Origin of the sequence: Mycobacterium pinniadriaticum (genome assembly GCF_026242045.1) — a bacterium.
Lineage (GTDB): Bacteria > Actinomycetota > Actinomycetes > Mycobacteriales > Mycobacteriaceae > Mycobacterium > Mycobacterium pinniadriaticum.
Genome location: NZ_JAPJDO010000046.1, coordinates 28,849 through 41,960 on the forward strand (window position 1 = coordinate 28,849; position 13,112 = coordinate 41,960).

The window sequence follows — 13,112 nt, forward strand, 5'->3', positions numbered from 1 at the left end:
TTCTTGATTGGAGGCACCGATGCCGTCCGCTTACAAACTTCTCCAGATCGCGCTCGTCGTGTTCGGCGCGATCATGGTGCTGGTCTACCCCCTGGCGGTGATTTGGCCGTCGGGGTGGGCTTGGCATCACGGCGCGCCGTATGAATCGCAGTACTTCATGATGATCGTCGGCGTGTACGCGACGCTCGGTGTATTTCTGATCAACGCGGCGCGCGACCCGCAGGCCAACGCCAGCCTGATCTGGTTCACCGTCTGGTCCAGCGTGGCGCACGCGGTGATCATGGCTGTGCAGGCGTTCGGCCCCGGACACCACATGGGTCATCTGCTGGGGGACGTCCCGGCCCTGCTCCTGGTCGCTGTCGTGCTGTCGGTGCTGATGGTGTCGGCGGGTGTGAAGCAGTCCGCACACCAGCCGGCGAGGCCGGGAACAACCTAGGCGCTTTGTTCGCCGTCGCTGCCGGTGACCTTGTCCAGGAAGTCCACCGCGATCACCCGAACGGGCACGTTCGTCTGCTGACTCGGCATTGGCCAGCAGGGTGCCCTCTTGCGATTCGACGCTAATGTTGTATATTCATCACAAACGTTGAACACTCGTGTGGCAGCGGATGTTGCGGTGTGGCCGAGAAAGGGAGCTGATGAAACTGATCTGCATCGAGGAGCACGCTGTCGACGCCGCGATCGCGCAATCTGCGCAGCGCATCGTACGCCAGGAAGCGCCCTATATCGGACTGCAGTCCTCGCCGACTGCTGTTGCTTATCCAAGGCCTAGCGATCGGCCTGGCCTGGTCCAGCTGGACGAAGCCATCTCCCTCGCAAGCGATTTGAGTGAGGGCCGGATCAAGAATATGGATGAACACGACATCGATATGCAGATCGTCTCGTATAGCAGTCCCGGGCAATTGGTCCCGACTGACGAGGCTGTCACCCTCACCCGCGCTGCCAATGACCGTCTGGCTGAGGCCACCAGGGCGCATCCGACCCGTTTGGGTGGTTTCGCCATGCTGCCCTGGCAAGACCCTGCGGCAGCGGTCGACGAACTCGACCGCGCGGTAACCGACCTCGGGCTGAAGGGTGTTCTGCTAGCCGGACGTCCGGGTCACACGTTCCTCGATGACGCAAAGTATGAACGCGTACTTCAGAAGTTGAACGACCTGCAGGTGCCCCTGTACCTTCACCCGTTTTACCCGCTGCCTCAAGTTCAGGAGGTCTACTATGCAGGTCTTCGTCCAGAGGTAACTGCACAGTTCTCGCTCGGCGCCTGGGGTTGGCACAATGAAGCCGGGATTCACGTTCTGCGACTGATTCTTTCAGGCGCTTTCGAGCGATTCACCAGCCTGCAGGTCATCAGTGGCCACTGGGGTGAAATGGTTCCGTTCTATCTGCAAAGGCTCGATGACGTTCTACCACCGACCGTCACTGGTCTCTCAACCACCATCACGGAGACCTACCGCAATCACGTCTGGGTCACACCGAGTGGCATGTTCTACGAACCGCACTTCGAGTTCATCCGCTCTGTCATAGGCCTCGACCGATTGATCTGGGCAGTCGACTACCCGTATCTAACTCTGGACGGCACCCGAAAATTTGTTGAAAATCTGCCGATCACCGAGGAGGAGAGGCACAATGTCGCGCACCGCAACGCTGAGCAGCTCTTCGGGTTGCCAACCTGAGCGGACTGAAATACCCGATCCCGCAGACCCTTTCAAGAAACGAGGCAAACCGGTCCACAGCAGCCGGCTCAGGCCCCGTGGTAATTGTCGGTGATCGTCTTGTACTGGGTGTAAGGAGACAGACCGAGCTCGCCGCCGAACTCCTGTCCGACACCGCTCTCCTTGTATCCCCCGAACGGCCCGTCCACCTCCATGCTTGCCATGTTGTGGCTGTTGACCCAGGTGGTACCGGCTTCGATTTGCGAGCCGATGGCGATGGCCTTTTCGACGTCACGTGACCACACCGAACTCGCGAGTCCGTAGGGGCTGTCATTGGCGCGGCGGACCGCTTCCTCGACATCGGAGCACTTCATGATCGGCAGGATGGGGCCCATCTGTTCGCACGTGACCACGGCAGCCGCGTCGGGCGGGTTCAGCACCAGATGGGGGAGCATGAAATACCCCCCCGCGGGATCGGTACCCTCCGCGTAGGAGCCCAACTCGACCACATCGAGACCGGCATCCTTGGTCGCAGTGAGTAATTCGCTGACCTTGATGTACTGGCGCTCGTTGGTCAGCGGACCCATCATGACCTCGGGCCGGGATCCGTCACCCACCACAATCCGGGCGGCGGCGTCCGTGAGCTTGTCGACAAGTTCGTCGTAGCGCGATTCGTGGACGTAGAGCCGTTTGATGGCGAAACAGACTTGCCCGGCGTCGGTGAACGCGCCGTTGATGATGCGGTTGATGGCCGTCGCGTCAAGTTCGGCATCGTCGAGGATGAGTGCGGCGTCGTTGCCGCCGAGTTCGAGCGTGACGCCGGCCAGGTGCCCGGCGGCGTCGGCCATCACCGCCTTGCCAGTCTCCGAACTGCCCACGAACGCCACCTTTCGCACTCGCTTGTCCTTGACGAGCGCCGATCCCACCTCGGCTCCCAGTCCGGACACGATGTTGAGCACACCGGGGGGGAAGATGGCGGCGACCGCGGCCAGGCACTCCAGGGTGGCCAGCGGCGCGAATTCGGGCACCTTGACGACCAACGTGTTGCCGGCCATCAGCCCAGGGCCGATTTTGGCGCATGACAGAGCGATCGGGAAGTTCCACGGGATGATGGCCGCGCAGACACCGATGGGCTGCCGCTGTACTCGCAGGCGGCGGGTCCCGTTGTCGAGTATCTTCTCGGCCAGCCACTCCGGATGAGGCGCGTAGTATCCCAGCGACATGGCTCCGATCTGGAAGTCGAGGAACGACTCCATCAGCGTCTTGCCGTTCTCGGCGGTCAGCACCGGGATCAGGTCGTTGGCACGCTCGGTGACCACACCAGCAGCCTGCATCAACAAGGCGCCTCGTTCGGCCGCAGGTGTGTCCCGCCATGCTGGGAAGGCCTCGACAGCGGCCGCGACCGCGGTCGCCGCGTGTGTGGCCGATCCGTTGGGATAACGGCCGACGACTGTCGTCAGATCCGCGGGATTGCGGACATCGATCCAGTCGTCGCTGGTGGCTGGTTTGCCACCGATGGTCATCGTCGGTTCGATGGGCACCCGGCTCTCCTTATGTGTCCGATTCGACTGTCAGATATGGGCGTTGGTGATCGAATGCAGTTGGGTGTAGCTGTCGAGAGCCTCGGCGGACATTTCATAGCCGCAGCCGCTCTGCTTGGCGCCGCCAACCGGTCCGTTGGGGTGCAGCGCGAAGATGCTGTGTGCGTTGACGAACGTCATTCCGGCTTCCATCCGGTCGGCAAGGGCGAATGCGCGGTCTTCGTCCGCCGACCACACCGACGAGGCAAGCCCGAATTCGGTGCCGTTGGCACGGGCGACCGCCTCGTCGTCGGAGGAGAACTTCATGATCGGCACGATCGGTGACATCTGCTCGGTGGCAACGACCGTCATGTCGTCGCTGGGATCGAGCACTAGGTGCGGGAGCATGAAGTACCCGTCCTCGACGTCGGTCCCGTCGGCGTAAGAGCCGAGCTGTACGACGTTGGCGGCTGCCTTGGTCTCGGCCAGTAGCTTGGTGACTTTGTCGTACTGGCGAGAGTTGTTGATCGGTCCCATGGTCACGTCAGGGCGAGTGCCGTCGCCCACCACGATCTGGTCGACGGCGGACCGCAGCTTCTCGACCAGCTCGTCATAGCGACTGTCGTGCACATAGATCCGCTTGATGTCGATGCAGATCTGGCCGGTGTGCATGAAGGCGCCGGTGACCAGCCGCTCGACCGCCCCCTCGGACAAGTCGACGTCGTCGAGTAGGACCGCCGCGTCGTTGCCGCCGAGTTCGAGCGACAGGCGGGCCAGATGGCCGGCTGCGTCGGCCATCACTTGGCGGCCGGTCTCGGTGCTGCCGGTGAAGGCGACCTTGCGCACCTTCGGATGAGTGACCAGCGCGCGACCCACCTCGGGACCGAACCCGGACACGATGTTCAGGACGCCCGGGGGCAGCAGGGCGGCCATCTCACCCAAGCCTTGCAGCGTCGCCAGTGGTCCGAATTCGGGGACTTTGACGATCATCGTGTTGCCCGCCAACAGCGCTGGTGCGATCTTGAGACTCGCGACGATGAGCGGGAAGTTCCACGGAACGATACCGACGCAGACGCCAAGGGGCTGCCTGCGTACGACGAGCCGGCCGTGCTCGTCGTTGATCTGCCGGCCCGCCGCCCACTCCGGGTGCGACCCGTATGTACAGATGTTCTGCCCGCCGACCCCGAAGTCGATGGCGGATTCGCTCAGCAGCTTGCCGTTCTCGGCGGTCAGCAGGCTGATCCACTCGCTGGGTGCTTCGGCGAGCAGGGCGCCCGCCTTGGTCAGCAGTGCAGCCCGCTCGGCCACCGGCGTTGCCCGCCAATCGGGGAAGGCGGCGGAGGCGGCCTCCACAGCCATGTCGGCGTGCTGGGCGGTACCGGCGGGGAAGCGCCCGACCGTCCTGCTCACGTGTGCCGGGTTGGGGACGTCGACCCAGTCCGCGGCGGTGACCGGCTTGCCGCCGATTGTCATGTGCGCGTCAAAGCCCATCTGGCGAATCCTCCTCGAGTGCAACGGAAGCGCTGGCGCAGCGCCTGCCTGCGGGTTGACCCGTGCACCGAGACGGGCGAGCTCTCACTCACTCAACTAACCCCAGGGCGACGACTGAGTCAACTATTTCTATTCGCTCCGCCAGCGCGCTTGCAGTTTTCTCGACGTTGGCGTAGTAATATCACCATACACGTCGAAGTGCTTGCTGGAAAGGACGATGCGTTGTGACTGCAGCCCTAGCGGGAACGCTCGAAGTACGGGTCGAGGGCACAGGGCCCGATGTAGTGGTCCTGCCGAGTTTTGTGGGGCCGTACTGGACGCCGGCGCTCGATGAACTCGCTTCGTCCTTTCGCGTCCACCTGCTGCAACTGCCGGGCTTCGGTGATTTCGTCGTGCCGAGTCAGGCGCGGCGGGTGCTGGACCTGGCATCGGTCCTGAAGGTCGCGTTAGCCGACGCCGGCCTGCTGGGCACCCCGGTCATCGGGCACTCGTTTGGGGGGTGGCTGGCGATCGAACTGGCAATGTTGGCGCAGCCGCAAAAACTGGTCCTCGTCGATGCGCTCGGCTTCCGCATCAAAGGTGAACCACGCGAGGACATCTTCGATCGTCCTCGCGACACCGTGCTCGACTTGGTGTACGCCAACCGGGCGACTGCGCCGACGAATTGGGGATCGGTCGAGGACCGACGCAACGTTGCGGCGTTGGCGAAGTATGGCTGGAATCCGTATCTCTGCGACCTGTCGCTGAACCTGCGTGCGTCCGCGATCACGTCGCCGACCCTGGTGCTCTGGGGGGAAAAGGACCGGGTGGTCCCCGCGACCCACGCACAACTGATCGCCGACACCATCCCGGACGCGCGAGTGGAGGTGCTGGCCGACGCCGGGCACGATCCGTTCAGCGATGACCCGTCGGGCCTAGCTGCCGCAATCAAGCGTTTCTTGACCACCGAGGAGCACTGACAATGAAGTTCTACGCCTTCCACTTCATGCCCTATCCGCATCTGGAAGACGGGTTCAAAGACAAATACCAGTCGGACTGGGTGAGCTATCCGAACCGCAACTACGACCCGGTCCGCGGCCACGAACTGTACAACACCTACATCGATCAGCTGGTCTACGCCGCCGAGATGGGTTTTGACGGGATCACCGTCAATGAACACCATCAGACCTCTTACGGGCTGATGCCCTCGCCGAACATCGTCGCCGCGATGCTGGTGCAGCGCACCATGGGAATGCCGACGAAGATCGGCATTCTGGGCAACGCGATCTCATTGCGGCAGAATCCCTTACGGGTAGCCGAAGAGATCGCGATGCTTGACGTGATCAGTGGTGGGCGGATGATCAGCGGCTTCGTGCGCGGTATCGGCGCCGAGTACCACAGCTTGGGTATGAATCCCGCCGAGTCCCGGGACCGGTTCCGGGAAGCCCACGACGTGATCGTGCAGGCCTGGTCACAGGACGGCCCGTTCAGCTTCGAGGGTGACTTCTTCAACTATCGCTATGTCAACACCTGGCCGCGGCCGTTTCAGCGGCCTCACCCGGAGGTGTGGGCGCCCTCGACGGGCAGCGGCGAAACGGTGGTGTGGGCCGCCGAGCGTGCCTACACCTACGCGCAGGTGTTTTCGCCGATCAGCAGTGTGGAGAAGATCTTCGGCGAATATCGAAGCGCCTCAGATAAATTCGGTGTTCCTGACGCGTCGAGCCGGCTGGCATGGGCCCCGGCAGTCTATGTCGCCGATAGCGACGCTCAGGCCGAAGACGAGTTCTGGCCCAATGCCGACCTGTACTTCAACAACCTGTTCCCCAACCCGCTGCACCGACTCTTCCCGCCCAACTACATGGAGGAGCAGACCCTGGAGCGGGTGCTGTCACTGCGCGGCGACCTGGACAAGAAAACCGACTTCAACACCCTGAAGTCCAATTACACGGCTATCGTCGGAAGTCCCGAAACGGTGATCGGGATGCTGGAGGATGCCCATGACAGGCTGGGCTTCGAGCATCTCGTGGCCTACATCCACCTGGGGGCGCTGAGCGACGAGTTGGTTCGCAACAACATCCGGCGTATGACCACCGACGTCATGCCGAAGTTGCGCGACCGGAAGAGTAAAAAGGACGCGTAGCGGGATTGCCCATGATCAAGCTAGGAAGCATTTCCGTCACGCCGGTGGTCGACAGTGTCGTGCGTCTGTTGCCGACCGATGCGTACGAGACCACCTCGGCCGTCGACTGGTCCAGTCATGCCTCACTGCTCGATGAACAGGGCTTTCTTCGGCTGACGCTCGGTGGTTACCTGGTGCGCTCGCATGGTCGAGTCATCCTGGTGGATGCGGGTGTCGGTCCGGACGACCGCATCGGCAAGAAGGCGACGATGCCCGGCGGAAAGATGTTGAAGAACTTGCGGGTATCGGGCACCTCCGCCGAGGAGGTTACCGATGTGGTGTTCACGCACCTGCATCTCGACCACGTGGGGTGGGGTGCCGTCGGGGACCAGCTCATGTTTCCCAACGCGACGTATCGTTGCCACGCGGCCGACTGGGACTACTTCACCAACGGGGGCGCGATGGGCGCTCCCGAGAAGCTTGCGGTGATGGCGCCAGTGATGGAGTGCTGGAGTGGGAATGTCACGTTGGCGCCGGGGTTCGACGTTGTCGAAGCTCCGGGACATACGCCGGGGTCGTCGATCGTCGTTCTCTCCGATGGTGATGAGCGTGGTGTGCTGCTCGGTGATGTTGTGCACTGTCCGGCGGAGCTGGTCGACGAGGAGTGGGACACGATCGGTGATGTCGACCCCGCGCTTGCGCGCCGGACCGCGACAGCTCTCGCACGCGAGTACGAGGGCACGGATGTCACAGTCGGTGCCGCGCACTTCAGTGATCTGCAGTTCGGCCGGTTGCTCGTCGGCGAACGGCAACGAAAGTGGGTGTATTCATGAGCCGTGCCACGGTGCGGGCGGACGTCGAGCGAGCCGTAAACGCCTACGGCGTAGAGGCTGATCTATATCGGGCAGCGGGCGAATGGGGTGACCGAACCATCGTCGATGTGTTTCGCGGTCACGTGGCGCACCGTCCGACAGCGCTGGCGGTCGCCACTGTCGAGGGCGCCCTGACCTACGCCGAACTCGACCGGCGTTCGGATGCGCTGGCGCTCGGCCTTATCGACGCCGGACTCCAGCCCCGCGACCCGGTGATCTTCCAGATGGGCAACGAGCTAGAGAGCGTGATCGCCCTCTACGGTGCCCTCAAGGCAGGACTTGTCCCGGTTTGCAGCATTCCCAATCACCGACTGCACGAGGTCACGCAGATCGCGAAGGCGACGCGGGCGCGGGCGCACATCTTCCAGGCTGACTACCGCACCTACGACCTTGCGGCGCTGAGCGCGGAGTTGCAGGAGCGGTGCCCGGACATCACAGTGCGCGTTGTGGCACGGGGTGATTCGTCAGCCGGCGCACGGTCGCTCGATGAGCTGGTCGCCGACGCCGACCCTGAACGTGCCCGCCGAGCGGTGGATGACATCCAGCGCCGGCTGCGCCCGGACGACGTCGCCCTGTTCCAGCTGTCGGGCGGGACCACCGGCGTGCCGAAGGTGATCCCGCATACGCACAACACCTACCTTTCGGTGGCCGCCCGCTGGTCACGCAACTTCGGCTGGGACGAGCACACCGTTACCCTGCACTTCCTTCCGGTCATGCATCACGCAGGGCTGGGTACGGTGTTGGTGCCGACGCATTTCGCCGGTGGCACTGTGGCTCTCGGACGATCGGTCGACGCTGAGCTGTTGGTGGGCCTCATCGAGCGCTACCGCGTGTCATGGATGCATTTCAATATGGCGGCGTTCAAGCCCTTGATGGAGTACAGCGCACGGGTGGACTGTGACTTCAGCTCGATCAAGCACTTCATGTGGGTGTTCGTTCGTCCGGAGATGTCCGCGCAGGCCGAGCAGATGCTGGGTGCGACGGCCATCGGCAGCTTCGGAATGGGTGAGGGGGTGCACCTGTCCGCGCTGCCGGACGACCCACCCGAAATTCGCCGGTACACAGCCGGTTCCACGATCGGCAAACACGATGAGGTGGTCGTGCGGCAGCCCGGTAGTGAAGACCCGGTGCCGGACGGTGAGGTCGGCGAGTTGACGTTCCGCGGCCCGAGCGTCATCCGCTCATACCTGTCCGATGAGCACTCGGCGACGGCGTTCACCTCCGACGGCTTTCTGCGCAGCGGTGATCTCGGGCACGTCGAGACGATCGCCGGCCGCCGCTGCTATGTCATCGACGGCCGGCTCAAGGACCAGATCAGCCGGGGCGGCGAAAAAGTGATGGCCGCCGAACTGGAGTTGCTCCTGCACAGTCACCCCGAGGTGCGGGAGGTGGCGGCGATCGGACTGCCCGACGCGGCGCTCGGCGAACGCATTTGCGTAGTCGTGGTGCCCGAGGATCCCGGCGTCGATCCCGAGGAACTGCGCAAGCGCCTCGTCGAGGATCTCGACAAACGCGATGTAGCCAAGTTCAAGTGGCCCGAGCATCTCGTGCTCGTCGAGCAGCTGCCGAAGACAGGGGTGGGCAAAGTCCAAAAGGATGTTCTACGCAGCAGGGTCGAATCCACCTAAGCGACGACGAAAGTGAGGAACTGACATGATTGAGAAACTCCCGGGCGGGATGCGAGGTGTCGATCACGTCGCGTACCCGACTTGGAAGCTGGAAGAAACCGTTCATTTCTATCGCGATGTGCTGGGCTTTCCGCTCAAGCACTGCATCCTGGCGCCGGGTTGGGGTGATCAGCCGATGCCGGACTTCGCGCACTTCTTCTTCGACATCGGCGCGCGTGGCACCATCGCGTTCTTCTACTACTTCGGGATGCCGGAGTACCGCGACCCCAACGTCCCCGACCGCATCAACAGGTCGCGCCACCTGGCCCTGGCGGTCGACACTGAGGAAGAACTCGACGGCTATCAGCGCCGCCTCGAGGAGGGCGGCTATCCGCTGCGGTTCCGCATCAAGCACGAGCTCATCGAGTCGATCTATGTGTGGGATCCCAACGACTACGCCATCGAGATCACCCGGCCGCTGCGGCCCCTGCAGGAAGCCGACACCGTCGACACCGAACTGAGCATCCAGGCGCTCATCGACGTCACCAAACAACCTGATCCGACGCTGGCCAAGGTGTGGGAACGCAAGGCCGCGCTGATCTCGGAGAAACTGGGAGTCCCCAATGCCTAGTGTGTTTTTCCCCGCCATTCCCGAGACCGAGCAGATCTGGACGCGTGCAGTCGGCGACAGCGAGCTCGACACCCGCCATGTCGGCACCTATGTCGAACTGCGGTTCCCCGACGCGATCACCATCGACCGGGTGGGCACAGGCGTCCGACATGCCGTCTGGTACAGCTGCATTGGTGCTCTCGAGCATGCGCGCGTCGTGCAGTTCGACAAGCACGCACTGCGCATCGTCGCCTCGTGAGTGCGCCCACCAAGCGTCTGGGTTATCGGCCACGGATGGAGCCCGGGCCGATGCCCGACGGTGTCACCACGACGGTCACCACCGTCAAGACCGCCGACGCCGCATCGGCCCCGGGCATTCTCTACACCGTGGCTGGTGCCACGACCGCGGTCACCTTGATGCACCCCCGTCAGGACTTGTCGCGCCACCACCTGATCCCGATTCTGCTCGAGGCTGGCTTCGCTGTGTGGGCGCAGGGCTCACGGAGTGTCAACAATGACTTGACCCTCATTCACGAGGAAGCAGTCCTGGACGCCGCCGCGGGCTTCGCCCACCTGCGCGACCGTGGTTTCGAGCACATCATCGCCTGCGGACCCTCCGGGGGAGCGACGCTGTATGCGTTCTACACCCAGCAGGCCAGCCGAGCACCCGAGGACCGCATCCGGCTCACCCCCGGCGGCAAGCCGATTCCTCTGGGCGAAGCAACCATCCCGGTGCCGGACGGGGTGATCTTCCTCGCCCCCCACCCTGGTCAGGGCGAGCTGCTGCTGGGCTGCATCGACGGGGCGGTGGCCGACGAAGCCGACCCGTTGTCGACGGTGCCTGATCTAGATATCTTCAGTGAGGCCAACGGCTTTCGTGAGCCGCCGACCAGCTCCGAGTACGCGCCGGACTTCCTGGCAGGCTACCGGGAGGCGCAGCGGGCCCGAATCGCACGCATCGACGCCCACGCCCGCTTCCTGATCGCCGAGCGGATGGACGCCAAGGAGCGGTTCAAGGACAGCAAGCGGGTTTTCGACCGCCGCGCGAGTCTCATGTCGAAGGTCATTACCGTGTATCGCACCGATGCCGACCCGCGGACAGTGGATTTGTCCCTCGATCCGTCAAACCGACCCTACGGGTCCATCCACGGCCGGCGCCCGGATCTCATCAACTTCGGGATCACCGGCTTCGGCCGGCTCACTACCGCCGATGCGTGGCTGTCTACGTGGTCGGGGCTGTCTTCCAACGCCCGGTTCGTGACATGCGCGCCCGGAGTGACCATTCCGAGCCTGTTCATCGAATACACCGGCGACCAAGCCACTTTCCCGTCGGTCGCCCGCGAGATGTTCGGTGCGATCGGGGCCTCCGACAAGACCCACCAACGCATCATCGGCACCCACTTCGGCGGTTCGCCGACCCCCGATGGGCCGCCCGGCGGGGCGGTCGCGGGCGAGGCCATCGTGGGGTGGCTGCGGCAGCGATTTCCGCAGACCTGATCGGCGGGAGTCAACAAACAGTGACCTCGCTCGTCGACGTTCTCGACAGGATCCCGGCCGAAGGCCGCATCATCGCCGGCGCACAATGCGGCGGACCGACATCGTTGCTCCGTGAAGTGGCGCAACGCAGTTCGGGTCGGGGGTGGCTGTTGTGCACCGGACTGCTGCTCGACGACGGCGGGGTGTACGAGGCTGTCCGTTCGGGCGAACTGAATCTGAGCACCTGGCATGTCACCGGGGGCTGCCGCGATCTGGTGGAAGAGGGTCTCGTCGACTACTTGCCGGTGCGGGCATCTCAGCTGGAGAAGCTGATCGCGGCGTGGGACGTCGACGCCGCGATTGTGCGAGTCACTCCACCGGACTCCGATGGGTGGTGCAGCCTCGGGCCTTCGGCTGGCTACGCCAGCACGGCGATCAAGTCGGCCAGGTTGTGCATCGGTGAGGTCGACGAAACACTGCCGCGGACCTGTGGTCAAACCAGCGTCCACGCCTCAGCTTTCGACGCACTGGTGGCCTCGACGACTCCGACACCGATGTACAGCGCCTCGCTAGCTGATCACGTCAATACGGTGATCGCTCGACACGTCGTGGCGCTCCTACCGAATCGTCCGGTGCTCCAGCTGGGCATCGGTGCGGTACCCGAAGCAATCGTTGGTGTTCTGGTTGATGAACGCGTCGACGGGCTGCGGTTCGTCGGCATGGGCACCGACGCGATGGTCGATCTCTTCGAGTGCGGTCTTCTCGATGATCGGCGCCCGGCGATCGAATCTCCCGACCTCATGGGTACACAGAAGTTGCTGCGCTTCGCCCACGAGAATTCGGTTGTGGGTGTATTCCCGTCCAGCGTGGCGCATTCGCCACGGCTGCTCGCCAGACACGAGCGGTTGGTTTCGGTGAACTCGGCGATAGAGATCGACTTGTCTGGCCAGGTGAACAGCGAAGTCGTTGGTGGCCGGCAAGTCTCGGGTATCGGCGGCTCACTCGATTTCGTGGAGGCTGCAACGGTTTCCGTTGGTGGAATGCGAATCGTCGCGTTGCCTTCGACGACCAGGGACGGTTCGCATTCAAGGATCGTGCCGCTTCTGGGCTCGAATGCGGCAGTGACCATTCCCCGTGCGATGGTCGACGTCGTCGTCACCGAACACGGCGTCGCCCGGCTGGCGGGCAAGACGATACGGCAGCGAGCTGAGGCGCTCATCGAGGTTGCGGCGCCGCAGCACAGAAGGGCGCTCGGCGAGGCGATGTGCCGACCGGTGCGGACATGAACAGTCAAGGAGCGGGCACCATGCAGAAGGTTGATGAGTTGTCGTATATCGGGGTTGGTGCGAAGGATCTCGATGCGTGGTCGGGGTATGCCCAGCAGGTGTTGGGCCTTGAGGTGGCTGCCGATAGTGATGGTCACCATCTGTACTTGCGCATGGATGAGCGGCATCATCGGTTCATCGTGCATCCGGCTGGTGATGAGCCCGAGGATGTGTCATTTGTGGGCTGGCAGGTGCGTGATGCTGCGGCGATGGATGTGATCGCCGGTCAGCTCGATGCCGCGGGGGTCGCGGTCATCGCGGGCACGCCCGAGGAGGCCGCGGTGCGCCGGGTGCTGGGGTTCGTGCACTTCACCGATCCGCACTCGCGGGTGCGCATGGAGGTGTCCTACGGCCCACAGCTGACCTATGCGCCGGCCTACCGGCCGGGGCGGCCGATCTCGGGGTTCGTCACCGGTGAGCAGGGGCTGGGTCATTTCGTCACCTATGTGCCCGATGTGCAGGCC

General features: G+C 63.7%; 12 protein-coding genes and 1 pseudogene. 11 read left to right on the forward strand and 2 right to left on the reverse strand.

What is annotated here, in order from left to right; all coding sequences use genetic code 11:
- Positions 1 to 19: 19 nt before the first annotated feature.
- Positions 20 to 436 (forward strand): DUF6632 domain-containing protein, encoded by a 417-nt coding sequence (locus ORI27_RS29030; protein WP_266000599.1) that lies wholly within the window; start codon positions 20 to 22, stop codon positions 434 to 436.
- Between the two features lie 199 nt (positions 437 to 635).
- Positions 636 to 1,670 carry an amidohydrolase family protein gene (locus tag ORI27_RS29035; RefSeq protein WP_266000600.1) on the forward strand — a complete coding sequence of 345 codons (1,035 nt, stop codon included), beginning with the start codon at positions 636 to 638 and terminating at the stop codon, positions 1,668 to 1,670.
- 68 nt (positions 1,671 to 1,738) lie between these two features.
- On the opposite strand, the gene ORI27_RS29040 is transcribed toward ORI27_RS29035, so the two are convergent.
- Positions 1,739 to 3,190: an aldehyde dehydrogenase family protein gene (locus tag ORI27_RS29040; protein WP_266000601.1), complete on the reverse strand. Its 1,452-nt coding sequence runs from the start codon at positions 3,188 to 3,190 to the stop codon at positions 1,739 to 1,741.
- 30 nt (positions 3,191 to 3,220) lie between these two features.
- The gene (locus tag ORI27_RS29045) at positions 3,221 to 4,660 is read right to left on the reverse strand and encodes an aldehyde dehydrogenase family protein (protein ID WP_266000602.1); all 1,440 of its coding nucleotides are present in this window, start codon (positions 4,658 to 4,660) and stop codon (positions 3,221 to 3,223) included.
- 224 nt (positions 4,661 to 4,884) lie between these two features.
- Here ORI27_RS29045 and ORI27_RS29050 point away from each other — a divergent pair, with 224 nt between their 5' ends.
- From ORI27_RS29050 to ORI27_RS29090, 9 genes and pseudogenes are all read left to right on the forward strand, one after another.
- On the forward strand, positions 4,885 to 5,619 hold the full coding sequence (locus tag ORI27_RS29050; RefSeq protein ID WP_266000603.1) for an alpha/beta fold hydrolase: 735 nt from the start codon (positions 4,885 to 4,887) through the stop codon (positions 5,617 to 5,619).
- 2 nt (positions 5,620 to 5,621) lie between these two features.
- Complete coding sequence (locus tag ORI27_RS29055) at positions 5,622 to 6,779, forward strand: LLM class flavin-dependent oxidoreductase (RefSeq protein ID WP_266000604.1); 1,158 nt, start codon at positions 5,622 to 5,624, stop codon at positions 6,777 to 6,779.
- Between the two features lie 11 nt (positions 6,780 to 6,790).
- Complete coding sequence (locus ORI27_RS29060) at positions 6,791 to 7,591, forward strand: MBL fold metallo-hydrolase (protein ID WP_266000605.1); 801 nt, start codon at positions 6,791 to 6,793, stop codon at positions 7,589 to 7,591.
- Complete coding sequence (locus ORI27_RS29065) at positions 7,588 to 9,258, forward strand: AMP-binding protein (RefSeq protein WP_266000606.1); 1,671 nt, start codon at positions 7,588 to 7,590, stop codon at positions 9,256 to 9,258. Before ORI27_RS29060 ends, ORI27_RS29065 begins: the two co-directional genes overlap by 4 nt.
- Before the next feature lie 25 nt (positions 9,259 to 9,283).
- Positions 9,284 to 9,868 (forward strand): VOC family protein, encoded by a 585-nt coding sequence (locus ORI27_RS29070; protein WP_266000607.1) that lies wholly within the window; start codon positions 9,284 to 9,286, stop codon positions 9,866 to 9,868.
- A complete protein-coding gene (locus tag ORI27_RS29075; protein WP_266000608.1) occupies positions 9,861 to 10,106 on the forward strand; it encodes a hypothetical protein in 246 nt (81 codons plus the stop codon). The genes ORI27_RS29070 and ORI27_RS29075 overlap by 8 nt, the downstream gene beginning before the upstream one ends.
- The gene (locus ORI27_RS29080) at positions 10,103 to 11,344 is read left to right on the forward strand and encodes an alpha/beta hydrolase (RefSeq protein ID WP_266000609.1); all 1,242 of its coding nucleotides are present in this window, start codon (positions 10,103 to 10,105) and stop codon (positions 11,342 to 11,344) included. Before ORI27_RS29075 ends, ORI27_RS29080 begins: the two co-directional genes overlap by 4 nt.
- Positions 11,345 to 11,364: 20 nt before the next feature.
- A complete protein-coding gene (locus ORI27_RS29085) occupies positions 11,365 to 12,609 on the forward strand; it encodes an acetyl-CoA hydrolase/transferase family protein (RefSeq protein ID WP_266000610.1) in 1,245 nt (414 codons plus the stop codon).
- Positions 12,610 to 12,629: 20 nt separating this feature from the next.
- Positions 12,630 to 13,112: pseudogene (locus ORI27_RS29090) on the forward strand (VOC family protein); the annotation flags it as partial.

What these genes read in the sequence shown, in the direction of transcription:
- ORI27_RS29075 (WP_266000608.1), top strand. Translation starts at nt 9,861, where the DNA reads ATGCCTAGTGTGTTTTTCCCCGCCATTCCCGAGACCGAGCAGATCTGG.
- ORI27_RS29035 (WP_266000600.1), top strand. Translation starts at nt 636, where the DNA reads ATGAAACTGATCTGCATCGAGGAGCACGCTGTCGACGCCGCGATCGCG.
- ORI27_RS29045 (WP_266000602.1), bottom strand. Translation starts at nt 4,660, where the DNA reads ATGGGCTTTGACGCGCACATGACAATCGGCGGCAAGCCGGTCACCGCC.
- ORI27_RS29060 (WP_266000605.1), top strand. Translation starts at nt 6,791, where the DNA reads ATGATCAAGCTAGGAAGCATTTCCGTCACGCCGGTGGTCGACAGTGTC.
- ORI27_RS29070 (WP_266000607.1), top strand. Translation starts at nt 9,284, where the DNA reads ATGATTGAGAAACTCCCGGGCGGGATGCGAGGTGTCGATCACGTCGCG.
- ORI27_RS29030 (WP_266000599.1), top strand. Translation starts at nt 20, where the DNA reads ATGCCGTCCGCTTACAAACTTCTCCAGATCGCGCTCGTCGTGTTCGGC.
- ORI27_RS29055 (WP_266000604.1), top strand. Translation starts at nt 5,622, where the DNA reads ATGAAGTTCTACGCCTTCCACTTCATGCCCTATCCGCATCTGGAAGAC.
- ORI27_RS29065 (WP_266000606.1), top strand. Translation starts at nt 7,588, where the DNA reads ATGAGCCGTGCCACGGTGCGGGCGGACGTCGAGCGAGCCGTAAACGCC.